Source organism: Aeromonas genomosp. paramedia, assembly GCF_023093515.1.
In the GTDB taxonomy this organism is placed as follows: Bacteria; Pseudomonadota; Gammaproteobacteria; order Enterobacterales; family Aeromonadaceae; genus Aeromonas.
In genome coordinates this window covers 1-5,015 of the sequence record NZ_JAAROG010000038.1, presented here as the reverse complement: position 1 = coordinate 5,015, position 5,015 = coordinate 1, and the positions used below count along the sequence as shown (strand labels likewise).

The 5,015-nt window shown below is 39.8% G+C and carries 8 protein-coding genes and 1 pseudogene; 6 read left to right on the top strand and 3 right to left on the bottom strand.

The genetic code is table 11. The features are described from left to right. Both HB860_RS21925 and HB860_RS21920 read right to left on the bottom strand, forming a co-directional pair. A pseudogene (locus HB860_RS21925) lies at positions 1-125 on the bottom strand (IS5/IS1182 family transposase); the annotation flags it as partial. Positions 126-236: 111 nt separating this feature from the next. Then, positions 237-716: a hypothetical protein gene (locus HB860_RS21920; RefSeq protein ID WP_232092327.1), complete on the bottom strand. Its 480-nt coding sequence runs from the start codon at positions 714-716 to the stop codon at positions 237-239. A gap of 269 nt (positions 717-985) precedes the next feature. On the opposite strand from HB860_RS21920, the gene HB860_RS21915 reads away from it, so the two are divergent. From HB860_RS21915 to HB860_RS21895, 5 genes are all read left to right on the top strand, one after another. After that, a complete protein-coding gene (locus tag HB860_RS21915) occupies positions 986-1,159 on the top strand; it encodes a hypothetical protein (RefSeq protein ID WP_197970371.1) in 174 nt (57 codons plus the stop codon). A gap of 100 nt (positions 1,160-1,259) precedes the next feature. Next, positions 1,260-1,853, top strand: coding sequence for a hypothetical protein (locus tag HB860_RS21910; RefSeq protein ID WP_182787140.1), 594 nt, complete (start codon positions 1,260-1,262; stop codon positions 1,851-1,853). Further along, the gene (locus HB860_RS21905) at positions 1,838-3,175 is read left to right on the top strand and encodes an adenylate/guanylate cyclase domain-containing protein (RefSeq protein ID WP_247627951.1); all 1,338 of its coding nucleotides are present in this window, start codon (positions 1,838-1,840) and stop codon (positions 3,173-3,175) included. The genes HB860_RS21910 and HB860_RS21905 overlap by 16 nt, the downstream gene beginning before the upstream one ends. Before the next feature lie 41 nt (positions 3,176-3,216). Next, positions 3,217-3,453: an ECs_2282 family putative zinc-binding protein gene (locus tag HB860_RS21900; protein WP_182787137.1), complete on the top strand. Its 237-nt coding sequence runs from the start codon at positions 3,217-3,219 to the stop codon at positions 3,451-3,453. Further along, entirely contained in the window at positions 3,453-3,911 is a 459-nt protein-coding gene (locus HB860_RS21895; protein ID WP_182787135.1) for a hypothetical protein, read from the top strand. The genes HB860_RS21900 and HB860_RS21895 overlap by 1 nt, the downstream gene beginning before the upstream one ends. A gap of 82 nt (positions 3,912-3,993) precedes the next feature. Here HB860_RS21895 and HB860_RS21890 read toward each other — a convergent pair whose 3' ends face one another. After that, positions 3,994-4,200: a helix-turn-helix domain-containing protein gene (locus tag HB860_RS21890; protein WP_182787133.1), complete on the bottom strand. Its 207-nt coding sequence runs from the start codon at positions 4,198-4,200 to the stop codon at positions 3,994-3,996. A 118-nt stretch (positions 4,201-4,318) separates the two neighbouring features. Here HB860_RS21890 and HB860_RS21885 point away from each other — a divergent pair, with 118 nt between their 5' ends. Continuing rightward, positions 4,319-4,927 (top strand): hypothetical protein, encoded by a 609-nt coding sequence (locus HB860_RS21885; RefSeq protein ID WP_163150055.1) that lies wholly within the window; start codon positions 4,319-4,321, stop codon positions 4,925-4,927. Positions 4,928-5,015 lie beyond the last annotated feature (88 nt).

Genomic DNA, 5,015 nt, shown 5'->3' with positions numbered 1-5,015 from the left:
TGATGGTCGTGGTGGAACCAGTTGTTCATGACCTCGGCATCAACCCAGAAGGTGAGCGAGCCACGCTTAATCAAAGACTTGTTGTATTGAGGCCAGTTAGTGATGGGGTGAAGCGACGCGCCCATGATGCAGACTTGAAGGGAATGGTAGTGATCAGATCACTGCGTCCTCAGTTAGTTCCATTCACGCCGCATCGATTTGGGCAACAACGCCACTTGGGGTCAGTCTTTTCGAGATCACCAATTAAAGCCGTCATCTCCCATCTTCCCCACGAACATAGGGATAGCCTTGATCTGCTCTGCCGTCATCGTGCCATAGGTCATATCTTCGGCGGGGCTGCCATCAACGTTCTTACCTGGCTCACGCTTTGACTTGTAGATGAGCACAGGCACACGATAGGTTGTGGCTGACGTTGTATCGTTTTTTGGCTTGAGAGTTGGAGGTATTGTTTCTGTTTTCGGACGCTCTTTCTCTGCCGAACCAAACCACATTGTCGGCTTGGCTTGAGCATATGCCGACTTGATGGTCTGCTCAAACCTGGGCGTCCCCCTCGCCGAGATTTGGTCTCCCTGGATAGTACAGCAAGCAAACACATCAGATTGCATCCCCAATACGACCTTAGACCCGTCATCAAGGCTTCCAGCTACAGGGCCTAGAATGCGCTTGAATTCGTCCTTGGTAAGTTGGTGGATGTCTCTGAGGTCGGGTTTCTGCATGTATAGAGAGCTCGATAAAGATTAGTGAAAGGGTCACTTATCATCAATGCGCCAATCGAGACCATGTAGGCATTTTCTGAAAGCGACATCGCCTGACAGCTTGCTGTAAAAGAGGGGAATAACGAGTCTCAATTAGATCACAAAACAACCTTAATGATACATCAGTCGTTTTTCTTGAACGCCCCAATCGGATCGTATATCTTTGTGCTGTGTGTATATACAGCACAGCATATAGTGCTGATTCTGAACAAAAGACACAGGATATAGTTATGGCTACGAACAACAAAACGACTTCCGTTCAGGTTGCAACACTTGCCGGACAAGCCCTCAATGATGCAGCATCCTCTGCAACCGCACGTTCTCTTGCAGCTTCCGCGTTATCCCAGGTTAAAGCCGGAAATCAAACTGGTGCAGAAGGTACTACAAAGCTGCAAGCACAATGAATGCACCAAGACCCTAGCTGCCAGTAGCTTGGCTCAAGCCAACAAAGAGCGATAGCACTACTTATACAAACTATCAGCAATTGCCAGAGGGAAATAATTGGTGTGGTTTAAAAAAACGGATATAAAGGTTGACGATCTTAAAGTTAATGATGCACAAAAAATCATTACTTCTGGTATGTGGGATACCTTAAAAAGATATGACGCTTATATTTCAACCGTAAATTTCAAATGTGGTTTACTAACTTCTTTCAACGCTGCAATTACATTTGGAATTTTATCTAAATTTGATTCAATCATAAAAAACCAACACGAATTAAAAATATTAATAATTCTATCATGCATTGCATCTCTATTTCTATGCATTGTAAGCCTTTTCTATGTTTTTAAATCTATATGGCCAAATTTATCCAGCAGTAGTACATTATTAGGTGCAGAGCCATCTGTTATTTTCTTTGGTTCTGTAAGTAGAAACTTTAATGCGAAATCATACTCAGAAAAAATGGTAAATATTTCCTACCATGAGTATATAAAAGACTTATCAATTCAGGTTCATGAGATGGCTGTCATTACAAGCATTAAAATGTCATCTATAGAAAAAGCAGGTAAATTTTCAAAATACAATCTCTATCCTATTACGTTGATTATGCTTGGGTGGATCTTCAATGTTTCGGAGGTAATATGTCTAGCGCAATAAAAGATATTTATGGGAAATCATTTTCTCATCGCGCTTTAAACACTGCTTATAATAGAGTTGGTAGTATTATTGGCGCAGATTCAATGAACATGGAAGAGTTTGATATTGATTCTAATGATCTATTTGAGTCAATGAAATCAGTTACAAAAAGCGAGGTTTCAGTTGAAAATGACTATGACATCCAGAAACAACTGAGACGCTGCTTTGGTAAATCAGGGTTAAATAAAAACAATATTGGTGGTCATCCAGATTTTGACTATTTGGTCAATGAAAGAAAAACACAAAAAGGCTATGTGACAACTCTATTCATTGATATTAAAAACTCTACAAAGCTAGGTCTTATATATTCCCCTGAGATTGTTTTTTCAATAAAAAATGACATCATCAAATGCGCTATTGAAACTATTTTGGCTTTTGACGGTCATGTACATCGCATCATGGGTGATGCTGTTCTAGCATTTTTTAGAACAGCACAGAGACCAGAAAACTCAGCAATAAATGCTATCAATTGCTCCGTATGTCTTGTGAAATTTATAGAAGAAATAGTGTCCCCTCGTCTCACTCAACAAGATATTGACCCAGTTAGTATTCGAATCGGCATTGATTATGGGGCTGACGAAAATGTTCTTTGGGGAATGTATGGATATCAAGGAGCGTCAGAAGTAACAGCGACATCATTCTATGTAGATGTTGCAGCAAAGTTACAGCAGTCAGCATCAAAAAATAGAATTATGATAGGTGATAGCTTAAGAACTTTAATTGATATTCCAGATAACTATTTATGCCTAAAAAAAGATGGTGAAGATATCTGTCGATATGTGAAGCCAAATTATAGAGACGCAACAGGAAAGCAAATCAACTATAAACAATTTGAATTTAAAAATGATGATTATTTTCAGCTATTACCATTAAATGATCATAAGATAAATCTTATCCCATATTATCAGGATGACTTTTCTGTCGAAATGACCATCACTGATGCCAATGGTTCTCCTTCGCAAGATGAATATTACTCATGCGCAAAGATAGTACCAAAAAGCAGAACCATTAAATTTAAAACTAAATTTAGTGGTTCAAATGATACATCTTATAAAGTTAGATATAGAGTGGAGAATAATGGTATTGACGCAAAAAGAGCTGATCCCATATCAAATGGCAATCATGAAACATTCGTTGATGCAGTCTACCAACAAAATAATAATTATCTTGCAGTCCATTGTGAACCAACTGCTTATCTAGGACTACATTATATGTTTGTTTCTATATACAGAGATGGGCAATTATATATGAAGGAGAAAAAAATTGGTGTGTATGTTGCGTAATTAAATTATCCCATTACTCGTTATATTAATGGAGCGTTATAATGAAAAGTGAGTATTATAGGAATGTAACTCTGCTTTGCCCAGTATGTGGTAATGATCAGTTTGGAACCGATTCTGAACACTTATTTATTTGTTCGGATTGCAAAAATGAATTCGATAAAGAGTCTTTAATACAGCAGAATTCTACCTCAACAGAAGCTATGATTGAGGAGCTTCAGAAAGAGTTCGTAGCAGATATCAAGAAGGACTTTCATAAAAAAGTTAAAGGATTTAAATAATGAGCCTAACTGATTTTATTGCATTCTTGGCATTACTGATTTCAATTTACTCTGCATATAAAACAATAGAGTTTAATAAACGCCAGAATGAATTTTCGAATACAGCAGACCATTTGAATAAGTTGTTATTGCGTAAAGAGCAAGAAGATGCCATTGATGCTATTAGTGCAGACCTTAATGCTCGCGTAGTTAATATTGGGAAAGGGCAACGTTTAAAGATATACAACAAGGGGAAGGCACCAGCTAAAAATGTAAGGTTACAGTTTCCTGTAGTAAGAGATTTTTCCATCATGCATGATGTTCTTCCGCTTGAGGTAATACAGCCTGGTGGAAATTTTGATCTTATTGTTGCTACAGCAATGGGGGCACCATCTGCGGTAAAAATTAAGCTCATATGGGATGATGAAAGAGGTCACAATCAAGAAGTAGAAACTATCGTTTCACCTTATGGTTCGTAACACAAAGTAAAATGTTATCAGCCTAAATAATGCTGAACAAAAATATAATATAAAATATGCAATAATATATTGCCGTCAATTTTTAAGGAAGTAAATCTCGAATGTCACACCCCATAACCCTGGCAAGACGATAAGCCTTTTCCAGGGTGACATTGACCTCACCACGCTCAATTCGTCCTACGTAGCTTCTATCAATTTCGGCCGCATATGCGAGTGCATCTTGCGATACGCCCAATTGAAGCCGTTTGTCACGTACAGCATCACCAAATTTTTTTGCTAGCTCTTGCATGTCTCGCCTCTCGCTGGCGAGCACTATCTCTGGTTGTCTGGCTAACGACCACGGATTATAATCCGCAACCGAGTTTAGATTTCCACTAAATGTTTTCGTTCGAGGCCCAGGATTACTTATGAGCTCCCAGACCGTGTGGTTACCAACCGCGCTCTACACCGCACTCATTCGATGGCAGATGGATGGCTTCACTGCGACAGGATTTGTAAATGCCATTTTTGGTGACAAAGCAGAATCGCAGATACGTCAGCGGCGTTATACCTTCATTTATCGGCATCTGATCAAGCTCGTAAATCAGGGACTTCTAAAAAGGAAGACAGTTGATGATGGGAGGCGCTTTTCTCATTTCATCAGGACTCCCAAGTTCGATGAAGTGCATTTCAAGGAGGAATTTATTGGGCCGGAGGCTCTGGTGTCAGAGCAGGATAAGGAGAAAGACAGGGAGATCGAGAGGGTAAAGAATGAACTTGAATCCATTAAGAGTAAGTTGGGTACGAGAGAACAACACTACCGTCAAACGTTGCAGATGAACGACCTCAAGCTTGCAGAATATAACGAACTGCGCTCTCACTTTCCCTTGTTAGCACCAATAATCGACAAAGCTGTCAGCGATGCTGTTGAGGAGAGCCGTGAAATACAGGGCAAGCTAGCTGCTGTTGAGCGAATCTTGACTGTGATTTGGATGATCACCACACCCAAGGAAGGTGCGAACAAGTCCCTGATATGAGATCATGTTTTTCATCTGGAGCCATGGAACAGGGTTCATCATGAGTCATCAACTTACCTTCGCCGACAGTGAATTCAGCAGTAAGCGC